This is a genomic window from Corynebacterium sp. sy017, assembly GCF_017918135.1.
Lineage (GTDB): Bacteria > Actinomycetota > Actinomycetes > Mycobacteriales > Mycobacteriaceae > Corynebacterium.
Map to the genome: position 1 here is coordinate 100,084 of NZ_RZUE01000002.1, position 19,570 is coordinate 119,653.

General features: G+C 48.9%; 19 protein-coding genes. 9 read left to right on the plus strand and 10 right to left on the minus strand.

The genetic code is table 11. The annotated features are described in order from the left end of the window. The first annotated feature begins 9 nt into the window (after positions 1–9). From EML15_RS03940 to EML15_RS03950, 3 genes are read left to right on the plus strand one after another with little or no spacing between them, the layout of a single operon-like run. Positions 10–963 (plus strand): substrate-binding domain-containing protein, encoded by a 954-nt coding sequence (locus EML15_RS03940; RefSeq protein ID WP_246847018.1) that lies wholly within the window; start codon positions 10–12, stop codon positions 961–963. Then, positions 960–2,021 (plus strand): ABC transporter permease, encoded by a 1,062-nt coding sequence (locus tag EML15_RS03945; RefSeq protein WP_144273572.1) that lies wholly within the window; start codon positions 960–962, stop codon positions 2,019–2,021. The genes EML15_RS03940 and EML15_RS03945 overlap by 4 nt, the downstream gene beginning before the upstream one ends. Positions 2,022–2,023: 2 nt before the next feature. Next, the gene (locus EML15_RS03950) at positions 2,024–2,788 is read left to right on the plus strand and encodes an ATP-binding cassette domain-containing protein (protein ID WP_185967194.1); all 765 of its coding nucleotides are present in this window, start codon (positions 2,024–2,026) and stop codon (positions 2,786–2,788) included. A gap of 20 nt (positions 2,789–2,808) precedes the next feature. Here EML15_RS03950 and EML15_RS03955 read toward each other — a convergent pair whose 3' ends face one another. Beyond that, entirely contained in the window at positions 2,809–3,576 is a 768-nt protein-coding gene (locus EML15_RS03955) for a hypothetical protein (RefSeq protein ID WP_144273574.1), read from the minus strand. 105 nt (positions 3,577–3,681) lie between these two features. Between EML15_RS03955 and EML15_RS03960 the strand changes: the two genes are divergently transcribed. Together EML15_RS03960 and EML15_RS10120 are read left to right on the plus strand one after the other, a co-directional pair. Beyond that, on the plus strand, positions 3,682–4,206 hold the full coding sequence (locus EML15_RS03960) for a peptidylprolyl isomerase (protein WP_144273575.1): 525 nt from the start codon (positions 3,682–3,684) through the stop codon (positions 4,204–4,206). 119 nt (positions 4,207–4,325) lie between these two features. Further along, positions 4,326–5,039 (plus strand): rhomboid family intramembrane serine protease, encoded by a 714-nt coding sequence (locus EML15_RS10120; protein WP_144273576.1) that lies wholly within the window; start codon positions 4,326–4,328, stop codon positions 5,037–5,039. 310 nt (positions 5,040–5,349) lie between these two features. On the opposite strand, the gene crgA is transcribed toward EML15_RS10120, so the two are convergent. The 8 genes from crgA to EML15_RS04005 are packed head-to-tail and all read right to left on the minus strand — an operon-like array spanning position 5,350 to position 14,924. Further along, positions 5,350–5,619 carry a cell division protein CrgA gene (gene crgA, locus EML15_RS03970; RefSeq protein WP_144273577.1) on the minus strand — a complete coding sequence of 90 codons (270 nt, stop codon included), beginning with the start codon at positions 5,617–5,619 and terminating at the stop codon, positions 5,350–5,352. A 57-nt stretch (positions 5,620–5,676) separates the two neighbouring features. Continuing rightward, the gene (pknB, locus tag EML15_RS03975; RefSeq protein WP_144273578.1) at positions 5,677–7,596 is read right to left on the minus strand and encodes a Stk1 family PASTA domain-containing Ser/Thr kinase; all 1,920 of its coding nucleotides are present in this window, start codon (positions 7,594–7,596) and stop codon (positions 5,677–5,679) included. A 21-nt stretch (positions 7,597–7,617) separates the two neighbouring features. After that, positions 7,618–9,126 carry a serine/threonine-protein kinase gene (locus EML15_RS03980; protein ID WP_144273579.1) on the minus strand — a complete coding sequence of 503 codons (1,509 nt, stop codon included), beginning with the start codon at positions 9,124–9,126 and terminating at the stop codon, positions 7,618–7,620. A 3-nt stretch (positions 9,127–9,129) separates the two neighbouring features. Continuing rightward, positions 9,130–10,578, minus strand: a complete 1,449-nt coding sequence (locus EML15_RS03985; protein WP_144273580.1) for a penicillin-binding transpeptidase domain-containing protein — start codon at positions 10,576–10,578, stop codon at positions 9,130–9,132. Then, positions 10,575–11,894, minus strand: a complete 1,320-nt coding sequence (locus EML15_RS03990; RefSeq protein WP_144273581.1) for an FtsW/RodA/SpoVE family cell cycle protein — start codon at positions 11,892–11,894, stop codon at positions 10,575–10,577. The genes EML15_RS03985 and EML15_RS03990 overlap by 4 nt, the downstream gene beginning before the upstream one ends. Next, a complete protein-coding gene (locus EML15_RS03995; protein ID WP_144273582.1) occupies positions 11,895–13,505 on the minus strand; it encodes a protein phosphatase 2C domain-containing protein in 1,611 nt (536 codons plus the stop codon). After that, the gene (locus EML15_RS04000) at positions 13,506–13,982 is read right to left on the minus strand and encodes an FHA domain-containing protein (protein WP_144273583.1); all 477 of its coding nucleotides are present in this window, start codon (positions 13,980–13,982) and stop codon (positions 13,506–13,508) included. It abuts the gene before it with no gap. 18 nt (positions 13,983–14,000) lie between these two features. Beyond that, positions 14,001–14,924, minus strand: a complete 924-nt coding sequence (locus EML15_RS04005; RefSeq protein ID WP_144273584.1) for a DUF3662 and FHA domain-containing protein — start codon at positions 14,922–14,924, stop codon at positions 14,001–14,003. A gap of 282 nt (positions 14,925–15,206) precedes the next feature. Between EML15_RS04005 and EML15_RS10190 the strand changes: the two genes are divergently transcribed. The 4 genes from EML15_RS10190 to mmsB all read left to right on the plus strand — a co-directional run bounded on the left by EML15_RS10190 (position 15,207) and on the right by mmsB (position 18,885). After that, entirely contained in the window at positions 15,207–15,341 is a 135-nt protein-coding gene (locus EML15_RS10190) for a hypothetical protein (protein ID WP_255455980.1), read from the plus strand. 20 nt (positions 15,342–15,361) lie between these two features. Continuing rightward, positions 15,362–16,150 carry an enoyl-CoA hydratase gene (locus tag EML15_RS04010; protein WP_185967171.1) on the plus strand — a complete coding sequence of 263 codons (789 nt, stop codon included), beginning with the start codon at positions 15,362–15,364 and terminating at the stop codon, positions 16,148–16,150. Positions 16,151–16,364: 214 nt separating this feature from the next. Further along, complete coding sequence (locus EML15_RS04015) at positions 16,365–17,909, plus strand: CoA-acylating methylmalonate-semialdehyde dehydrogenase (RefSeq protein ID WP_144273585.1); 1,545 nt, start codon at positions 16,365–16,367, stop codon at positions 17,907–17,909. Positions 17,910–17,967: 58 nt separating this feature from the next. Further along, positions 17,968–18,885, plus strand: coding sequence for a 3-hydroxyisobutyrate dehydrogenase (gene mmsB / locus EML15_RS04020; protein WP_144273586.1), 918 nt, complete (start codon positions 17,968–17,970; stop codon positions 18,883–18,885). Between the two features lie 12 nt (positions 18,886–18,897). Here the strand turns inward: mmsB and EML15_RS04025 are convergent, their stop codons facing one another. Next, positions 18,898–19,506, minus strand: coding sequence for a TetR/AcrR family transcriptional regulator (locus EML15_RS04025; protein WP_144273587.1), 609 nt, complete (start codon positions 19,504–19,506; stop codon positions 18,898–18,900). Between the last annotated feature and the right edge of the window lie 64 nt (positions 19,507–19,570).

The window sequence follows — 19,570 nt, forward strand, 5'->3', positions numbered from 1 at the left end:
GCGGCGACCCTGACTTTATTTGCGGGTGCGTGTTCTGCTACTGGTGGCGCGCCGCGCGGTGATGGGTCAGCCAATGGGGTTGCTGGTGGCGTCGATACGCCACGCTATGTTGTGAGCATGATTTCGCATGGTGCCCCGGGTGATACCTATTGGGATTTGGTGCGTAAAGGTGCGGAAGACGCTGCAAAGAAGGACAATATCGAACTGCGTTATTCGAGTGATCCGCAGGTACCTAACCAGGCAAATCTCGTGCAGTCTGCGATTGATTCTGGTGTGGATGGTATCGCGGTAACCATGCCTAATGCGGAGGCTATTGGTCCGGTGGCGCAAAAGGCAGTGGCAGCTGGTATTCCAACAGTGGGCTTGAACTCTGGTATGGATGCGTATCAAAAGTATGGGCTGAGTGCTTTTTATGGTCAGGATGAAAAGGTTGCTGGTACCAAAGCCGGTGAGCGTTTAGCAACTGAAAATGTCAAGCACGCGCTTTGTGTCATCCATGAGCAGGGTAATTCTTCTCAGGAAGCGCGGTGTGCTGGTGTAGCTGCCGGGGCAGGTGCTACTCAGGTGGAGTTGTTGTATGTTAATGGTCAGGATCTCACGGCTGCTGGTGCAACCATGCAGGCAAAGTTGGCCCAAGATTCCACTATTGACTGGGTGATGAGTCTGCAAGCCTCGGTGGGGATGCGTGCAGTTGAGGCGGTAAAGAATGCTGGTTCTCATGCTAAGGTGTCTACTTTTGATACCAATGCTGAGGTTGTTGATGCAATTAGTGATGGTCGTATCGCATGGGCAGTGGACCAGCAGCCTTATCTTCAAGGTTATCTAGCTGTGGATGCTATTTGGTTAGCGAAGCGCAATGGTGGCACTGTGGGTGGTGGCCGACCAGTTTATACTGGTCCTAGTTTTGTGGATGCCTCTAATGTGGCTGTGATTTCTCAGGCTGCGAAAGAGGGTTTGCGATGAGTATTGCGTCCAACACCTCACCTAGCGCACATGATGTAGGTAGCTCTGATGATCGCTTGCGCAAGCAATCAGGCTGGGCGCGTTTTATTCGTCGCCCGGAACTTGCCAGTTTGCTTGGGGCGATTGCAATTTTCATTCTTTTCTTTAGTGTGGCACCTCCTTTTCGCTCTCTCGACGCGGTGGCAACGGTGTTGTATGCCAGTTCTACGTTAGGCATTGTTGCTTTGGCGGTCGGTCTGCTCATGATTGGTGATGAGTTTGATCTTTCCTCCGGTGTGTCAGTAACAAGCTGTGCTTTAGCTGCAACAATGCTTAACTACAATTTTCATCTCAATTCGTGGGTGGGTGCGGGCATTGCTTTGCTTTTTTCTTTAGCTATTGGTGCGCTTAATGGTTTTTTGGTTACTCGCACGGGCATTGCAAGTTTTTTGATTACCCTTGCTGCTTTTCTTATGCTTCAAGGGCTTAATTTGGCGATTACTAAATTGGTTACTGGGCAGGTGGCGACTCCAACGATTGCTGATATGGAAGGTTTTGCTAGTGCTCATGCAGTATTTGCCGGTACGGTTCATATTGGGTCTGTGGCTATACGGGTTACTGTTTTTTGGTGGTTATTCTTTGTGGCGCTTGCTTCTTTTATCCTGCATAAAACTACTTTTGGTAACTGGATTTATGCGGTGGGTGGCGATAAAAAAGCAGCACGTGCCGTGGGTGTTCCGGTGCGACGCACAAAAATTATTCTTTTCATGTTCGTCGGGTGTGCGACGTGGTTTGTGGGAATGCATACTCTTTTTGCTTTTGATTCGATTCAAGCAGGTCAAGGCGTGGGTAATGAGTTCCTTTATATTATTGCTGCGGTTATTGGTGGTTGTGCGCTTACTGGTGGGCGTGGTACTGCGTTAGGGACTGCAATTGGTGCATTGATTTTTGGTATGACGAACCAAGGCATTGTTTATGCAGGTTGGAACCCGGATTGGTTTAAGTTCTTCTTGGGGGCTATGTTGCTCTTTGCTGTGTTTACTAACACTTCCTTTGCCAACTTTACACAGAAGCGGTAGATATTATGGCGATTATTGAATTAACAGAGATCACGAAGTCTTATGGCACTTTCGACGCGCTCCAAGGGGTAAATCTCAGCGTGAGTGCAGGTAGTGTAGTGTGCGTTTTGGGCGATAATGGCGCGGGAAAATCTACTTTGATTAAGGTGCTTGCTGGATTGCATAAACCTACCAGTGGTGAAATTTTCATTGATGGTGAAAGTGTCTCTTTCTCTTCTCCTCGCGACGCTTTGGCGCAGGGCATTGCTACTGTATATCAGGATTTGGCTGTGGTTTCTGATATGTCGGTGTGGCGCAATTTCTTTCTTGGGCAGGAGTTGAGCACTCGTTTTGGTGCCTTGCGCAGTAAAGAGATGAAAAAAATAACCAGCGAGCAATTAAAAAATATGGGAGTCGATATTCCTGATGTTGAAACCCCGATTAGCAGTCTTTCGGGTGGGCAACGCCAAGTGGTGGCTATTGCTCGCGCCATTTATTTTGGTGCTCGCGTGATTGTGCTTGATGAGCCAACCGCAGCCTTGGGTGTAAAACAATCGGGAATGGTATTGAAGTTCATTGCAGCAGCGAGGGATCGTGGTATTGGGGTAGTGCTCATTACGCACAATCCTCATCATGCTTATCTTGTGGGGGATCAATTCACCATTCTCAACCTAGGTCGGCAGATACTAGATAAACCCAAACAAGAAATTACGTTGGCAGAATTGACCCAAATGATGGCGGGTGGTCAAGAATTAGAGATGCTTAGCCACGAATTAGCACGTAGCTAAGCTGAGCTTGTGCAGAATGCTTAATTTTGCTCTGCTTCTTTTTCTGTTTCTTGTTCTGCTAGGCGGTGTTTGCCGATTTGCTCGTCGAGAGCGTTGAGTAATTGTTCATCACGCTCTGATACACCTTCCTCAGGGGAAGGGATATGCTCTTGCTCTGGTGTTTCTGGGGTTTGGGTGGAATATACCAGTGTTGATTCTGGTTTTGCTGCCTGGTGATCTTCTACCCGTGGTGGCTCATCGTGGACATCGTTGGTTTGTGGGTTGAGTTTATTGCGCACCACATTAGTTGCCACTGCAATAACAGCAACGATAGCGGCGATGAGTGCAGAGCTGCGAACCAACCGAAGTGGCAAGCTAGCGCGTGGTTTTTCCCCACGTACTTTTGCTTTGACTAGATCAGCGCGCTGTGTGGCTTTCTTTTGTGCTTTCTTAGAGGCTTTGCTGAGTTTTTTCGAGGTTTTTTGTGCTTTATGTTCAGCTGCTTTTGCTAGCTCTTCTTTCTTGGCAGCAGCTTCACTAGCGGCTTTTTCTAAGCGCTTGCGATATTGTGCAATCAAGGATGCGGCTTGCTTAGAAGAGCCTTGATAAAGCTCAGCCATATTTTCTTTGCTTGCCTGAACTGTATCAGAGACACTACCTGCAATCTTTTCTACAGTATCCTCATGGGTGGCAGCGGCGTCGAGAAGTGCTTCATAGGCCTGGCGGGCTTTGGCGGAGCGGTAGCGGGAAAAGCTCTTATAGCCGTGCTTGAGTGAGCGTAGTGCAGTAAATAGAACTGTTTTGTTCATAATTCCTTCTAAAATTCTCTAAACTTTCAGTGCCGTGAGACTTTATAGGTACCAGCGTAGCGAGGTTTTGCCGTTCCTGCTGAAAATATGCCTAGAATGGTAGCTATGAGTTTGAGAACTTCAACTGCAATTTTGCACACTAATCGTGGTGATATTACCGTAGAGCTCTTTGGCAACCACGCGCCAAAGACTGTAGAAAACTTTGTGACCTTGGCAAAGGGTACTGCTGACTATAAAACTGAAAATGCCAGCGGTACCACCTCTGGTCCTTTCTACGATGGTTCAGTGTTCCACCGTGTTATTGACGGTTTCATGATCCAAGGTGGAGATCCAACTGGTACCGGTCGTGGCGGCCCAGGCTATATGTTCGCTGACGAGTTCCATCCAGAGCTACATTTTGACCGCGCATACCTTCTCGCAATGGCGAATGCTGGTCCTGGCACCAATGGTTCTCAGTTCTTCATCACTGTGGCACCAACCCCACACTTGAATAATCATCACACCATTTTTGGTGAGGTAACCGACGCTGAGTCTCAAAAAGTAGTCGATGCTATTGCTGGCACTGCAACTGATCGCTTTGATCGTCCTACCGAGCCAGTTGTTATTGAATCAGTAGAGATCGTGGAATAACCCCTTCTCAATTGTGATACCCCTACAAGTCCTTGCCTATCAAGACTGATAGTGCAAGGGCTTTGGCATTCTAGAGCTTTCTAAAAGTATTCAGAGTATTCCATGTATTCCAGCCGATAGTGGAAATTGGCGTTGACAAGATACCGAAAGACGAGAACTTCATGAGCGCATTGCGCAGCTACTATAAGCAAGCACCTGCAACCACCTGTTTTGCTGCACTGATGGTGGCAATATGGCTAATTACAGTGTTCCAATCCTCCTCCATCATCCATTCTCTTGCCGGTAGTTCCCTGGGCAACGCATTGATGATGTATGGGCCTTATGCAACCCAATTTCCAGCAGGTTTAGTGCGAATTTTCGGTAATGCTTTTGTCCATCAGGGCGCGAGTCATTTGGCGATGAATCTTTTTATCTTGATTTTCCTCGGACGTGAAGTAGAAAAATTCTTTGGCAGTGCCATATATACCTTGATTTTTATTACTGGCATTTCTGGTGCTAGTGCTGCGATTACTTGGATGAGTTATGCGGTGCCAGTCATTGGTGCCTCAGGTACAATTTTTTCCCTCATGACCCTCTACACGGCTATTGCTTTTTATCAGCGCATCAATATGCAAAGTGCATTGGTGCTCTTGGGGATAAACATTGTCAGTACATTTATCATTCCTGGTATTTCGATTTGGGGGCATTTAGGTGGTGTTGTGACTGGTATAGCTTTGATGCCCTTGGTTACAGCGCGTCGAAAGAAGGCACGCGGGGTGCAGTTGGTGTGGATTGTGGTGCTGCTCTTAGTGACACTAGTGCTCATTTTCCAGCGTGAACAATTTTTTGCTTGAGCTTTTCGACGCCACCCAAAGGTTATCCACAGAAGTTATCCACAATGTGGATAAATTACATTGGTGTTATTCACAGGTGCTCCACGATTTTTCAAGAAAAACCGCTGGATAGGCGATTATACTTCCGACTTTAATCAAACATATGTGCAGGTCAAACCTGGGGAAAATAGTTTTCCACAGCTGTGAATAACTTGTGCATAACCATTGGGGAAACCCTCAGCATTGCTCAACACAAAGCTGGGGAGTGTGCTCTAGTGGTTAACTAAAGCACACTCCCCAAGACAGACAAGACAGAGTGGTTTATGGACTATTACCGCCAACCCATAGTCATCAACAAACCAACGATAAAGAAACCAAAACTAATGGCATAGTTCCACGCGCCAAGGTCACGCATGACTGGGATATGCAGTCCAGCCAGGTAATTAACTACTAGCCAGCCTAAGCCGATAAGCATAAACCCAAACATGATGATTTTGTACCACACTGGAGTACCTGTGGCATTGATTTTCACAGGGGTGCGATTATCAGTGGAGCTGCTTATTGGCGCGCTCACTGACTGAGAAATTTTTGCCTTTGGCATAATAACCTCTTCTATCTAATTAACTATGTGCACAATATACCAAGTGCGAGCAAAACACTAACCCAACGCCAGAATATCGAACTCATAAAGACGAGCATTTATTGCTGCATCTTTGCGAATAGTGCTGCCAGGAGCAGTACCTTGTTCTGCAATTAAACCTCGATCTAGGATAACAGCAGTTTTCACCGGTGAGCCAATTTTTAGTTGGGCAGCGCCTCCCTCCCAGCCAGCACCGCGTAGGGCTTTCAGGGCGTCGTCGGTGTTCAAGCGGGTGATATTGGGCATTTTTATTAGCATTCCATTAGATACCTTCACTGTTACCGTCGTCCCTTTAGGCAATTGTGCGCCTTCGCTGTCGACGGATATCACAGTGTCTTTGGGCTCTAAGGAATCGACATATTCAATGTGTGGGTTAAACCCGAGCGCAGTTAAGTTTTCTTGCGCCTGATCCCGCAGCAAACCAGTGACAATAGGAATGCGCTCAGTGGCCACACCTGTGGAAACAGTAATTGCCACTTTAGAGCCTTTAGAAACCTGTGAACCAGCTGCAGGTGCTTGTTCCATGATGGAGTTTTCTGGAATACTATCTGAGCTATCCTCACGAACCACAGGATCTAATTGCAAACCAGCATCGGTGAGTACCTGAGCAGCCGCTTCAATGCTCAATCCGGTCAGGTCAGGGGTTTCGGTAATTTCTTTACCAGAGGAAATAGCTAAGGTGACCGTCGAATCGCGCTGCACACTAGAGCCGAATGCGGGGTTTGTTCTGATCACATTACCGCGTGGAATATCTTGACTAGCTTCTTCTGTGGTATTTACGCGCAGCCCAAGTTGTTCTAAGCGCTTGACTGCATCAGCTTGGGGAACTGTTTGCAGTTGTGGAATTTGCACCATTGCAGCTTCCACTTTCTTTGATTCCGCTCCCTGGAACAGCTCATAGCCAATAACAGAGCTGGCACCAAGCAATACTACGAGTAGCACGATAGGTAAAGGAGAGAGTCGGCTCTTTTTAGTTTTGTGCTTTGCGCTTTGTGCAGCTAGAGCAGTGGTGTTGACTTCAGTCACTTCGGCGGCGGGTTCGTCCTCGACCTGGTGCGTTGGTTGAACATAGTGACGTGCAGCTTCAGTGACCGCATTGCGTTCTAAGCGTTTTAGATCTTGCGCTAAATCTGTTGTGCTCTGATAACGATCACCAGGGTGCTTTGCCATAGCGGTCAATACCACAGCATCAATGTTGAGTGCGGCCGTTGCAGATAATTCTTTAAGGAATTCGCTAGGGGCAACGGGATCATCTTGAACATGCTGGTAGGCAACGGAAAAAGGCGATTCACCCTCAAAAGGTGGTTTCGCAGTGACCATCTCATAGAGCACGCAGCCAAGAGCATAAACATCAGAACGAGCATCGACAGTTTTGCCTCTAGCTTGCTCAGGCGATAGATATTGAGCAGTACCAATGACTGTTGAGGTTTGTGTCATGGCTGAGGTGACGTCGTTAAGCGCGCGGGCAATACCAAAATCCATGATTTTCGCACTGCCTGTATTGGTAATCATGATATTGGCAGGCTTAATATCCCGGTGAATAATCCCAGTATCATGGCTTGATTGGAGAGCGTCGCAGACGGGAATGAGAATCCGTGCCGCCTGCTCTGGGCTTAGCGCACCACTGTCGGCAAGTACCTCGCGCAATGTGCGCCCAGTAATCAGCTCCATAACGATATAGGGAATCTCTAATCCGTTTTGTTCGCACTCACCGGTGTCATAGGTGGCAACAATTGCCGGGTGGTTCAGTAGGCTTGAGTTTTTTGCTTCTTTGCGGAACCGCTCCCGAAAGTTAATATCTCTTGCTAGATCAGGACGCAGCATTTTGATTGCTACCTGACGACCAAGCAGCGTGTCCTGCGCACTATAAACTTCGGACATTCCACCAGTGCCGATGATTGCCCCTAGTTCATAGCGGTTAGCCAGTAATTCACTCACGTTGTGCTCCCGATTGCTCTCTTACTGTACTTCCACAGTCTCGTCGATATATTCCGTGGTCATTGGCTCAACAGTACGTGTTTGCCCAGCAGTTCCTGCTGAACCCTGAGAATTACGAATAGTTGTTGCAAGGCGAGTTGGTGTGACCTGTTCAGTCTCTACCGCTACAGTTGGCTCATCCAAGATCACTGTTTCTGCTTCCTGAGGATCCTCAGCGATTGTGGGTTGTTCCTCCACGATATAGGTACGCTCAGGAACAAAAGTCTCTTCCTCTACGGGTTCTGGTTCTGGCTCTGGAGTTTCCTCCTTGATAATGGTATGGGTTACCACCGCTGGGGTGCTAGTAGTGGGCACAGAATGTGAGGTGAATTTACCAAACCACCCTTGGACATAACCAAAAATGCCGATGCCGATCAGTAACAATAACAACACGGCAGCAGCAAAACCAGCTCCTAAACCACCTCGATCCTTCTCCTTATGGTGAACTCTGTTCTGGGCACGAGCTGCTGGTGCCGCGGCAGCTGCCGCAGGAGCTAGTCGACGAGCAGCCGTTGCTTGCGTATCCTGAGCTGGAAGAACAGTAGTTGGTTGGGCTACTTGCCCGAGGGCATATGTGGAAGCCGTCGGCGAGGGTTGTGGTGCTACTTGATTGAGCAAAGAAGATTGCGGCTGCGGTGGGCGGTGCCCGCTACGAGCAGTGGCAATGGCTAGTGCGAGTTCATTACCATCGGCATATCTATGCGCTGGATCTTTGCGCAATGTAATACCGATAAGTTCACGCGCAGGTGCTGAGATATGCGTCGGGAGTGGGGAAGGTGCTTGATTGATGTGCGCAATCGCCACTGAGACAGAGCTATCCCCCGCAAAAGGACGTTCACCAGCTAACATTTCATAGCCAACGACGCCTAGGGAGTAGACGTCGCTACTTGCTTTTACCTCTACGCCCTGTGCTTGTTCTGGGGAGACATATTGCGCCGTGCCGACGACCATGCCAGTGCGAGTCAACGGTACTGCTTCGGCTGCTTTGGCGATACCAAAGTCAGTTATTTTTACCTGACCATTCTGCGTGATGAGCAGATTACCTGGTTTAATATCGCGGTGAACCATGCCCATGCGGTGAATGGTCGCTAAACCATGCGCTGCCTGCTCTAAAACATCAAGGGCAAGAGCCTCGGGCAGCGATTGCTTTCTTGCCAACATATCTGCCAATGATTCACCACGAACGTACTCCATGACGATGAAACAGAGCGTGCGACCATGATGAGTGACTTCCCGATAGTCGTAGGTTGCCACCACATTATCTGAGCTGATTTTTTCGCTCGCAAGAGCTTCATTGCGGAACCTGGAGAGAAACTCATTATTATCAGAAAACTCAGGTTTGAGTACCTTAACTGCTACTTCACGCTGGTTTTTTACATCATCGGCCAGCCACACAGTAGACATACCGCCATGACCGATAATCCATTGGAGCTGGTAATCTTCACCAATGAGCCTTTGGAGCTCATGCTGGGAATCGCTGATTGAAGTCATTGTTTAACCCTGCTCCCTTTGTACTGCTTCGATAACGGCACGACCAATAGGCGCTGCCACTGAACCACCTGTTGCTGCTTGACCACGATCACCACCATTTTTCACCACAACCGCAACCGCAACATCAGCGTCTTTCGACGGTCCAAAAGCGATATACCATGCGTGTGGATTAGAATTGCGCGAATCTTCACCATGCTCTGCAGTACCTGTTTTAGAAGCAATATCGGCACCAGTATAACCGCTGGTATGACGCTCTGATGCTTGCATGAGCTGAGTTAAGGTAGCGGCAACCTCAGGTTTTATTGCTTGGTTGAGTTCCTTTGGTTTTGTTTGCATCGTGGTGGATAAATCATTGCCGAGGATTCGGGACACGAGGTGCGGTTCCATGCGCTTACCACCATTAGCAATTGTTGCGGCAATCACAGCATTTTCGAGTACGCTCATTGCCACATCACGCTGCCCAATTGCTGATTGTGCCAGTTCAGCATCATAATTTATTTCACCAGTTGTGCCCGCTGCCATAGGGATACCGAGGTCATAAACATCGTGGATACCAAATGCAGCAGCCATATCCTGCAAGGGCTTAATGCCGGTGCCGATTGCCATCTCCACAAAGGCAGTGTTGCACGAGTATTGGAATGCTGTTTCTACGGTTACGCTATTAGCTCCTGCACAGCTTTGTCCACCATAATTTTCCAAGGTAGCGGTACTATTAGGCAGGGTAATTTGGTTTGTGCCAGTCACTGTGGAACCAGGGGCGTATGTTCCAGCAGTTAATGCCGCAGCAGTAGTAATGACCTTAAACGTAGAACCTGGTGGCAGAGTCTCTTGCGTGGCATGATTGAGCAAAGGACTACCAGGTGCATTATTGAGCTGCTCCCATGCATTTTCTGCGGTGTCGTCGTTAGAGATCGCAGCTGGGTCAAAAGTAGGAGTTGATGCCATTGCAAGAATCTCACCTGTGGAAGGGCGAATCGCAACCACGGCACCATCATAACCAGCATTTGCTAACTGACTATAGGCAACTTCTTGCACCGTAGGCATAAGGGTCAGCTCCACATTGCCGACGGTTTTTTCGTCGTTAAGCAATTGTTTCCACCACTGGCTTGCTGGTTTTTCTTTACCATTGAGGATGTTATTGTAGCTTTGCTCAATGCCAGACAGACCATAAGTATCTGAGATATAGCCTTGAATAGGTCCGTAGGAGATGGAGCCCTCAGGGAATTGGCGCTGATAAAACCCATTCTCATCTTTAACGGATTCAGCAAGAATATGGCCACCAGCGGAAATCTGGCCTCGTGGGCTTTTCTTCTGCTCAATAAACTCACGTCGATTCAGCGGATTATGCGCATATTTTTCTTCACTAAATACCTGAACAACTGTGAGGTTAATGAGCAAAATCAAGGTAAGTAATAACGCGAAGATGGAGCTAAAACGGATAGCGCGATTCATTTTTTCACCTCCACTGCCGAGTTGGTGCGAGCTGAGTGAGAAATGCGCAACACAATTCCGAGCAGAATATAGTTCGCCATCAGACTAGAACCACCCTGAGACATAAAAGGCGTGGTCAAACCAGTCATAGGCATGAGTGCACTAATGCCACCAGTAACCACAAAAATCTGGATCGCAATGGTCACAGTCAGCCCTGCGGAGACTAATTTGCCAAAGGAATCGCGTACCAGCAGAGAAGTATGAATTCCACTGGTCACGAAGATGGCAAATAAAATCAAAATCCCGGCTATGCCCACTAGACCTAGTTCTTCGCCAAAGGCTGCCAAAATAAAATCTGATTCCACAATGGGAATAATCTGTGGGTGCCCTTGTCCCAGACCGGTGCCAAATAAACCACCAGTAGACATTCCGAATAGTGACTGAGATAGCTGCATACCTGTGGAGTCGTAGTTGGCAATGGGATCTAAGAAATTACTAAAGCGATTCTGTATCTTCTCTGAAATCTGATACAGCGCAGTACCGCCCACAGCAACCAAAATTACCCCGATGAGCAGCCAAGAAACTCGATTGGTGGCAAAATATACCATGCCGAGCACAGTGCTAAAGAGCAGTAATGCTGGACCAAAGTCATTTTCGCCAGCCATAATCACCAGAGCAATCGCCCATACGCCAAGGATTGGCGCGAGGTCACGCAGGCGAGGAAATTCTAATCCGAGCACATGATAACCAGCCACGCTAAAAAGCGCTCTCTTATTGACCAGCAGTTGGGCAAAGAAAAGCAAGAGCAGGATTTTAGAAAACTCACCTGGTTGGAGTGAAAAAGAGCCGACGGTGATCCAGATTTTTGCGTCGGAAGTGGTATCGGAAGATACTGGCCATACTAGGGGCAATGCTAGGAGAATCAACCCGATGAAGCCCAGCACAAAGGAATATCGGCTAAGGCTGCGATGATCTTTGATGAGCACGAGAACAGCGATCATCAGGGCAATTGATACCAGGGTCCACATCACTTGTCTGCTGACTAAAGTGCGCTCTGTTGCCAGGTCAAGGCGATAAATCATGACCAGCCCCAGACCGTTGAGTGTGGCTGCCACCGGTAACATGACTTGATCTGCCCTGGGCGCAAGCGCGCATAACGCAAGGTGCGCCACGGTGAAGATACCGATAAAGCCGCCGATTACCCAGGCAATTTCTGCGTTAACAGTATTGCCTTGGGAAAGAGTAAGCGATACCAAAGCCACGGCAATGACTATGGTTGCCATAATCAATAGCCCAAACTCGGTGCGCCGTGCTGTGAGGCGGGAGAAGAAGCCCACTTATTTCGCCTCCCGACAATTCTTCCCAGGTGATGACAAAGAACCAACCGGTGTAGGTGTCGTTGTCTTGTGCTTATCGACGTCCGGTATAGCCGTAGTTGCGCTAGTTGGTGCAGTGCTTGCAGATGGTGGTACTGCACCAGGGGTAGATGTTTGTGCAGGTTGATGTGCACGTACTACGCATATCGGCAGGAGTTGCTCAACCAAGCGTTGCAATTGCTGCTGCACATCGTCGTAGTTGCCAGCAGGCAAACTTGCTACTTGGGTGCGGGCAGTCTCTCGAAGATCATCAAGCCTGAAACTACGACAATTCTTATTGGAATCAGCTTCAGTGAGGGTGAGATTATCATTTTCATCAAGACACGTCTTCTGATAAGTCGAATGAAGATTGCGCCCGAATAGGGTGATATCTGAGCCACGCTCAATGACTATTTCCTGTGAGTCACCACGAGTAGTGATGTAGTAGGTGTTATTCAAGGAACGATAAAACCATGCGGCAGCACCAGCAATGATTAACACGAGGGTGAAGGCGATAAGCGTAATCCACCATGCCTTAGCGCTCTTCTTCTTTGCCTTTGCCGGTTTGTCTGATTTTCCTGTGGCCTCGGCTGCTTGGTGTGCCTGCTCAGTTGGTTGTGTTGGTGGAATCACCATCGGCTGTGCAGGGGTAGTGTCCCGAGGAGTAGAAACCGAAGGGGTAGCGTCAGCAGTGCTCTGGTTGGTTGCAGGAGTTGGTGGGTGGTGTTCTTCATGGGCAGGGCTGGCACTAGAATCGGCTTGAGGTTGAGAAAGCGCAATTGCGGCACGACCAGCTGCGGTATCTGGACGCAATTGGGGGGCTGTTTCTGCGTCGAGTGCTCCGGCGACAACACCTTCTGTGGGTAGATCAATAGTGGTTTTCTCATCTACCACATCTGCTACGACCACTGTCACGTTATCTGGTCCGCCTGAGCGTAACGCTAACTCAATGAGTTTTTCTGCTGCCTCTTGAGGCGTGCCAGTGCATAAGGTCTGCTCAATCGTGGTGGCAGTAACAGGGTCGGAAAGCCCATCAGAGCACAGCAAAATGCGATCTCCGCTGCGGGCATCCACTATGCTCAATGTTGGTTCTACTGGCATACCTGTGTATGCCTTAAAGATCAGGGAGCGATTAGGGTGGGTAGATACATCCTCAGGGTTTAATTCGCCTTTGGCGACGAGTGATTGCACGTAGGTGTCGTCGACAGTTAGTTGGGTGAGTCTACTGCCACGCAGACGGTATCCGCGGGAATCGCCGGCATGGCACAAACCAAATTCGCGTCCATTAAATAAGAAAGTGGTAAGGGTGGTGCCCATGCCGTCGGTTTCAGGCTGCTTTTCTATGGTCGCTGCGATAGATTGATTAGCTTCGTCGGCGACTGTGCCAAGCAGCGCGAGCATATCATTTTCGCCTGGGTCGCTATCGAGACGCATGAGATGCGTAATCATGAGCTGTGAGGCTATTTCTCCTGCGGCGTGACCGCCCATGCCGTCGGCAAGTGCGAGAAGGTAAGGACCTGCATAGGCAGAGTCCTCATTATTGCCGCGGACAAGCCCACGGTCTGAGGCAATGGCAAAATTAAGTTTCAGCATTTAGGGAACCAGCCTCACTACAGTGCGTCCAATTTTAATATCCACGCCGACTCCCACTTTCTCTGGTTGCTCGATGCGGTATCCAGAGACAAAGGTGCCGTTGCGCGAATCAAGATCTTCGATGAACCATTCATTACCGCGTCGTATCAGTTTTGCGTGACGTGAGGATGCGTAGTCATCGCCGATGGTGAATGTGCATTCAGCTGCACGTCCAATGGTGATTTCATTGCTGGCGCTAATATCTAGACGTGCGCCGAGCAGCGGACCTTCGACAACAGTTAAGCTGCGTGGGGTACCAGAGGTTATGCGTGACTTTGCTGGCGCTGGTACAGCGCTCGCACCTGCGGAAAATGCACTATTTCCACTGTTGGCGATAATTTTTGTGTCTTTGCGCAACGCCCCCAGTGCCATGAGGATAAAAAGCCATAGGACAACCAGTAAACCAATGCGTAGCCCTAGCAGAATAACTGAATCCATTGTTTTATCCTTACTCTCCTAGGCAGACCTGTTAATGCGCACTTCGATATTGGAGTGACCAACAGTAATAACATCGCCGTCGGCAAGCAACCAGTTATCAATGGGGGTTTCATTGACGGTGGTGCCATTGGTTGATTGCAAATCAACAAGGATGGCGTCGCGCCCATTCCATGTGATTTCGGCGTGTTTGCGTGATACCCCGGTATCTGGCAGGCGGAAGTCTGCGTCATTGCTGCGTCCGATGATATTGGAACCAGAATGAACATGGTATGTCCTGGAGGAACCATCTTGGAGTAATAAACTTACCGACGGCATCCGCTCGGCTGGTGCTGCTTGAGCCGTGACGCCACCAAAGTTGTGTCCTGGTGTCGGTGGGCTTAGCGGTGCTTGTGAAGGAATGTGTTCAGTAGATGGCCACTGGCGTTGCTGCTGATCTGCCACGTCGAATTGCCTTTCTGCTTCCTGGATACCTGGGTCATGCGGGTTGGCATTGTGATCGAGGTAGTAGTTGTGTGTAGGGTCGTATGTTTCTATTCCAACAAAACGGGAATTGCCGTCCGATGTGGGGTCAATATCGGAATGGGCTTTGAGCTGACCAGTCCGGAGGGAAGAATCAACTTCGATAAGGACTGTGATAATGCCTGGGGTGACCCACCCTTGATTGCGTTCGTAGCGGGTGAGTTGATCGGCAAAATCTAAGGGAAGGTCTGGATGGTTTTCGCTTAGATTAGCTGCGTCTTTTTTGCTTACCCCGACTCGAAAAAAATTAGGTGCTTCGATGGTGCCTTCATAGGTGTGCAAGAGGTTATCTTGGACTTCTTGTTTGAGTAATTCCTCAATTTCAGCTGGTACGACGCGCCCGCCAAAGACCAGAGCGAAGCTGTTGTCTAAGCCGCGCTGCATGGCGCTGTCAATCTTTGCGATTTTGTCCATGAATGACACCTTGACACCTCCTTTGAGTCTTAGCACCTTACTATTACTTAACTGTTACTTACCCAGGCATATCTTAAAAGACATACTTGTGCCCCCTAGTATAAAGGGTTATCCAAAAAAACTAGAGTCCAGTGACGCTTTTTCGACGCAGTTCTATGCGTTTTTGCTGCCAGCAATCGGGTGAAGAATGTGGTTGTTTATCTCGCAATGGGGCGTTGACCAGTAGTTTTAGCGTTGTCTGGTTTTGGTGGTGCTCAGTGGTGTGGTTCTTCGCTGTGACGAGGAGATTTTATGATGTTGTTATTTTCTTCATATGGAGAAAATGGGCGAAATGGAAAAGTTCATGGAAAAGTTCTTGCAAAACTGCCAGAAATTTTAGGCTGGTTTAGTATGCTCAACTTGAACCCTAACCATTGTGATATGTGATACAGGAAGTGGGAATAGTTGTGAGCAATGAGTCTAGTAACTTCGCTAACATTCTGGTGGAAACCCAGGGCAGAGTGGGTATCATCACTCTTAATCGTCCTCAAGCCCTTAATGCTCTCAATCATGAAACGATGCGTGAGGTCGTAAAAGCAGCCCAAGCTCTCGACGTTGACCCCGGCATTGGAGCCATTATTCTTACTGGTTCCGAAAAGGCCTTTGCTGCTGGTGCTGACATTAAAGAAATGGCAGATAAGAGCGCTACTGATATGTATATGCAGGATTGGTTTGCTGGTTGGGATGCTTTTACTGCGCTGCGCACTCCTATTATTGCGGCAGTTAATGGTTATGCTCTCGGTGGTGGTTGTGAATTGGCCATGATGTGCGATTTCATTATTGCTGGTGAGAAGGCAAAGTTTGGGCAGCCAGAGGTTAATTTAGGTGTTACTCCTGGCATGGGTGGTTCGCAGCGTTTGACTCGTGCTATTGGTAAGGCAAAGGCTATGCAGATGTGTCTGACGGGGCGCATGATGGGTGCGCAAGAGGCGGAATGTGCTGGTTTGGTTGCGCAAGTTGTTGCCCCAGAGCAGTTGCTGGATGTGGCGCTGGAGACTGCTCAGGTCATTGCTGAAAAATCTTTGGTTGCAACTACTCTTATTAAGGAGCAGGTTAATGCTGCTTATGAGACTTTCTTGGCTGCCGGTGTGCAGTATGAGCGCCGCACTTTCCATGCCATTTTTGCTTCCGACGATCAAAAAGAGGGTATGAGTGCCTTTGTGGAAAAGCGTGCGCCGCAATTCCGCCACGCATAAATGTGCTGCTAGTGGCAATAATGGCAGGGGTGATGAGTAGCGTCGCCCCTGCTGTGTTTTTCTTGGGGTGGGCGTCGAGAAGCAAGAGAAAGTCATGACACTATAGGGGGTAAATGTTGTTCACATCTCTATTTTTCTAGAAATGTGTCTTAAGTCTCGTTTATTCTGTGCTCTAAGTAATCCCATCTCGTAATCCCACCCCAAGGAGGACACAATGAGTGCAGATACTCACGAACATGACGGATATACCGTCTACCACTACGTCGATGGCGCAACTTTTCACGGAACCACGGAAAACTTCCAAGCAATCCTCAACCCATCCACAGGAAAAGAACAAGGCAGAGTCGTCCTAGCAGATAAAAAAGATGTGGACAGTGTGATTGCTCGTGCTGCACAAGCACAAAAAATCTGGGGCAGCTTCAACCCACAAAAACGAATCCGCGTCATCATGAAGTGGATCAACCTCATCACCGAGAATATCGACGAAATTGCGCGCACCCTTTCGCTCGAGCACGGCAAAACATTCCCAGACGCCAAAGGAGATGTGCAGCGCGGCCTTGATGTCCTCGAATTCTCCCTTGGCGCACCACACCAACTCAAAGGCGAATACTCCAGCGAAGTAGGAACCGGAATTGACACCTACTCCCTACGCCAACCACTAGGCGTTGTCGCAGGTATCACCCCATTTAATTTCCCAGCCATGATTCCACTCTGGAAAGCAGGACCAGCACTAGCGTGTGGTAATGCCTTTGTACTCAAACCATCAGAGCGCGATCCCTCAGTGCCAAATCGCCTTGCAGAACTCTTTATCGAAGCAGGCGGACCCGCTGGTGTGCTCAATGTGGTTCATGGTGGCAAAGAAGCAGTAGATGCCATCCTTGATTCCGACGTCGTCAAAGCCGTTGGCTTTGTAGGCTCTACCCCTATCGCTGCCTATATTTATGAGCGGTGTGCTGCCACCGGCAAGCGTGCGCAGTGTTTCGGCGGTGCAAAGAATCATGCAATTGTGCTACCAGATGCTGATATCGACGCCGCTGCCGACGCTATCGTAGGCGCAGCCTATGGTTCCGCTGGTGAGCGTTGTATGGCACTATCAGTAGCCGTTCCAGTAGGTGAAGAAACCGCAGAAAAACTCCGTGCAGCGATTGTCGAAAAAATCCCGAGCCTAAAAGTTGGGCACAGTCTCGACCCAGAAGCTGACTATGGTCCATTGGTGACCAAAGAGGCAAAGCAGCGCGTCGAAAAGCTCATTGCTGAAGGTGTCGCAGCCGGAGCTGAACTGGTAGTAGATGGGCGTGAACTCGATATGTCCGAACATGACTTTGCTGGGGAATCTATTGCTGATGGTTTCTATGCCGGACCAAGTTTCTTCGACCACACCACACCAGAAATGAGCATTTATACCGAAGAAATTTTTGGTCCAGTGCTGGTTATGGTGCGCGCAAAGAGCATTGAAGAAGCAACCGCACTGCCGACGGAACATCGTTATGGCAATGGTGTCGCAATTTTCACCCGCAATGGTGGGGCAGCACGTGAGTTCGTCAAGAATGTGCAAGTGGGTATGGTCGGCGTTAATGTTCCTATCCCAGTGCCTATCGCATATCACACCTTTGGCGGTTGGAAAGCCTCTGGATTTGGTGACCTCAACCAGCATGGTCCCGACGCATTCCGGTTCTACACCAAGACAAAGACCGTTACCTCGCGCTGGCCAGAAGATGAGGAAGCCGGCCCGCAATTTACCATGCCGCTGATGAACTGATGAGCTGACGAGCTGTGGAATACAGAGCGATACAGAGCTATAGAGAGGGAATAAGACGATGAGTACAACAACTATTGCCTTTATCGGACTAGGCAATATGGGTGGTCCTATGGCTGCTAACCTGGTCAAAGCTGGCATGACAGTGCATGGCTTTGACGTAGTAGATCAAGCGCGCACTCGCGCCCAGGAACGTGGCATTATTATTTTCGACAGTGCTATCGACGCTGCCCGTGAGGCAGAAATAGTCATTACCATGCTGCCCAATGGCACCCTTGCGCGCCAAGTAATCACTGATATTCTTAGCGACCATGCCCAAAGCACAGCTAGTGATGATGCATTAGCACTCTTTATTGATTCTTCTACTATTGCAGTATCAGAAGCGCGTGAAATAGCAGAGCTAGTGCAACAAGCAGGGTATAACTTTGTGGATGCGCCGGTTTCGGGTGGCGTAACTGGTTCAGAGGCGGGCACCCTGGCTTTCATGGTAGGCGGTAGTGATGCTGCCTTTGCACAAGCTGAATCTATTTGCGCAATCATGGGTCGTTGCGTTACCCATTGTGGCGAAGTCGGCAATGGTCAGGCAGTAAAAGCGTGCAACAATATGATTCTGGCAGTGCACCAAATTGTGCTTGCAGAAGCATTGGTTCTGGGAGAGCGACTCGGGTTGGCGCACCAAGCATTTTTTGATGTGGTGTCTAATGCTACGGGTGATTCCTGGGCACTATCAGTCAATGCGCCGGTGCCAGATGTAGTGCCGAGTTCCCCGGCAAATAACGAGTTCAAGCCTGGTTTTGCTACAGCATTGATGGTGAAAGACCTCAAACTCGCTATGGCAGCTGCGACAGAAACTGGCACTGATACTGTGTTAGGGAAAATCGCTGCCGAACAATATGAGCAGTTTATGGCAGCTGATGAGGATAACTCCCGACGAGATTTCTCGGCAATTATTGAGCAGGTGCGTGCCATAACACAATGATGTTGTGGATGCCTATGGGTGACCGTCGAGAAGCTCTTGTAGGTTGTGACCATAGTAATCGAGGAGCGACGCTTGACTGAATTGTTGGAAATCAATATCGCCAAAGCGTCGCATAATGGATAATCCTATGAGCAGTGCCAATGCCCCTTGAGCACGTAATTCAGGTGCAGGCTGGGGGTATGGTGCTTCTTGCGCAATGCGTTTGTGGAGCACACACATCAGATCTGTTTTGATTCTTTGCCCAATGGCATCAAGACTGGTGTCATTTCCACTGGCTACGGCGATCATACGTGCCATGGAATAAGGGGCATTGATTGGGGCAGTGAGTGTTTCTTTTACTGCAGTAGTGCCTAGCTGGGAAAACTCACCACAAAAAAGTGCCTGTGCAGATGAGGTGAAGTCTACTGTTTGGGCAAAAAGTTCCTCTTTGCTGTGGAAATGCTTAATGATAAGTGCAACGCTGACGTGAGCCAATTGCGATATTTCCCTCAAGGAAACCTGACCATAGGGTTTTTGCGCAAAAAGTTTCCGAGAACACGCCAAAATCCGCTGGCGGGCAGTGCCATCGTGCGCAGTGTCATCATGCCCAGTGCCATCGTGCGGCGAAGAAATGTCACTCATAGCACCTAAGTTTATCCTGCACAGTCATTCTGAAATACACATTTCACATAATCTCTTATCTCTT

What these genes read in the sequence shown, in the direction of transcription:
- EML15_RS03945 (WP_144273572.1), top strand. Translation starts at nt 960, where the DNA reads ATGAGTATTGCGTCCAACACCTCACCTAGCGCACATGATGTAGGTAGC.
- EML15_RS03955 (WP_144273574.1), bottom strand. Translation starts at nt 3,576, where the DNA reads ATGAACAAAACAGTTCTATTTACTGCACTACGCTCACTCAAGCACGGC.
- EML15_RS03960 (WP_144273575.1), top strand. Translation starts at nt 3,682, where the DNA reads ATGAGTTTGAGAACTTCAACTGCAATTTTGCACACTAATCGTGGTGAT.
- crgA (WP_144273577.1), bottom strand. Translation starts at nt 5,619, where the DNA reads ATGCCAAAGGCAAAAATTTCTCAGTCAGTGAGCGCGCCAATAAGCAGC.
- EML15_RS03980 (WP_144273579.1), bottom strand. Translation starts at nt 9,126, where the DNA reads ATGACTTCAATCAGCGATTCCCAGCATGAGCTCCAAAGGCTCATTGGT.
- EML15_RS03985 (WP_144273580.1), bottom strand. Translation starts at nt 10,578, where the DNA reads ATGAATCGCGCTATCCGTTTTAGCTCCATCTTCGCGTTATTACTTACC.
- EML15_RS03995 (WP_144273582.1), bottom strand. Translation starts at nt 13,505, where the DNA reads ATGCTGAAACTTAATTTTGCCATTGCCTCAGACCGTGGGCTTGTCCGC.
- EML15_RS04000 (WP_144273583.1), bottom strand. Translation starts at nt 13,982, where the DNA reads ATGGATTCAGTTATTCTGCTAGGGCTACGCATTGGTTTACTGGTTGTC.
- EML15_RS10190 (WP_255455980.1), top strand. Translation starts at nt 15,207, where the DNA reads ATGATGTTGTTATTTTCTTCATATGGAGAAAATGGGCGAAATGGAAAA.
- EML15_RS04015 (WP_144273585.1), top strand. Translation starts at nt 16,365, where the DNA reads ATGAGTGCAGATACTCACGAACATGACGGATATACCGTCTACCACTAC.
- mmsB (WP_144273586.1), top strand. Translation starts at nt 17,968, where the DNA reads ATGAGTACAACAACTATTGCCTTTATCGGACTAGGCAATATGGGTGGT.
- EML15_RS04025 (WP_144273587.1), bottom strand. Translation starts at nt 19,506, where the DNA reads ATGAGTGACATTTCTTCGCCGCACGATGGCACTGGGCATGATGACACT.